Consider the following 1566-nt stretch of genomic DNA (forward strand, 5'->3'; position numbering starts at 1 on the left):
TTCGTCCATTGCCGAAGATTCCCTACTGCTGCCTCCCGTAGGAGTCTGGGCCGTGTCTCAGTCCCAGTGTGGCCGATCACCCTCTCAGGTCGGCTATGCATCGTCGCCTTGGTAGGCCGTTACCCTACCAACTAGCTAATGCACCGCGGGTCCATCCATCAGTGACGCAAAAGCGCCTTTCAGCTTTCTCTCATGTGAGAAAAAGCATTATGCGGTATTAGCACCTGTTTCCAAGTGTTATCCCCCGCTGATGGGCAGGTTACCCACGTGTTACTCACCCGTTCGCTACTCCTCTTTCTTGGTGAACCGAAGTTCGATAAGAAAGAAGCGTTCAACTTGCATGTATTAGGCACGCCGCCAGCGTTCGTCCTGAGCCAGGATCAAACTCTCATAAAAAATTTGATTCAGTCTTGCGACTGTTAAGCTCTGTTTGTTGACTTTGCTCGCATTTTTGCTTGCATGTATTTTTGCTTCTAATTTAATAGAAACACCTTACACAATTGGTTCGTTTGCTTACTTTGTTCAGTTTTCAAAGGTCTACTTTGCTGCCGTAGCAACTTTTATATCATAACACCTTGTTGCTTTTTTGTCAACTATTATTTTTGCTATCTTTTCATTAAAAAACAACAGTTACCATTTGACGACTTCCCTATATTATCAAAAATAGCGATCATCGTCAACCCTTTTTATGAAAATAATTAGGATAAATTACTTATCCTTTATTATTCCCGTATAAAGTAAATGGGACTGACAACAAAGAATAATATAACAAGAATGTTTGGGAAAATCAATACAAAAATGTTATTTTTTTGGGCAATTTTAATTTAGAAACAATCGTTTCTCAGCAGGTAATGGAATGAAAAAATAAATATCCGAACAAACCAAATAGCATGATACAGGTTTAGCTGATTTTGCATTGAATAGTTCTTTCAATAATCAGAAATCCCATTAATTGTTCGGATATTTATTAAAGTATTTATTTTTCTAGATTTTCAGCAATTGGAAGATAGATACGAAAAATTGTTCCTTGGCCAACAATACTTTCAACGGATATTTTGCCTTTATAATTTTCAATTAATTTTTTCGAAATGGACAAACCCAATCCGTTTCCACCTTTACTACGTGCACGTGCTTTATCAACACGAAAGAAGCGATTAAATATTCGATCTTTGTCTTCTTCCTTAATGCCCTCTCCAAAATCTTGAATGGCTATTTCTAACATTTTTTTACTTGAAGAGACAGTTACGTGCACTTCCTTACGAGTAGTTGAATATTTGACGGCATTATCCATAATGATAATTAGAATTTGCTCAAAATGATTGCGATAAATTTTGACAATTTTTTCAGTTTCTAAATCATCGTCCAATGTAAATTGAAATTCTGGGTACAGCATTTTAAAATTATTGTACACTTGATGCACAACTTCTTTTGCTTTAGAGACTTCATTTGAATAGTGGACATCTCACTGGTGTTGCATAAAAAATATTTGAATTTTCAGTTAATTTATTTTTTCTAAAATTTGTAAAAAAGAAACTGTGCTAACGCAGCAGATGACTTTTTCCAGAA

The 1566-nt window shown here is 36.1% G+C and carries 1 rRNA gene and 1 pseudogene; both read right to left on the reverse strand.

The features are described from left to right. Positions 1 to 396 (reverse strand): 16S ribosomal RNA (locus ACFSR0_RS06530); the annotation flags it as partial. A gap of 580 nt (positions 397 to 976) precedes the next feature. After that, a pseudogene (locus tag ACFSR0_RS06535) lies at positions 977 to 1462 on the reverse strand (sensor histidine kinase); the annotation flags it as partial. Positions 1463 to 1566 lie beyond the last annotated feature (104 nt).

The sequence above is a fragment of the Enterococcus camelliae genome (assembly GCF_042685105.1).
Lineage (GTDB): Bacteria > Bacillota > Bacilli > Lactobacillales > Enterococcaceae > Enterococcus_G > Enterococcus_G camelliae.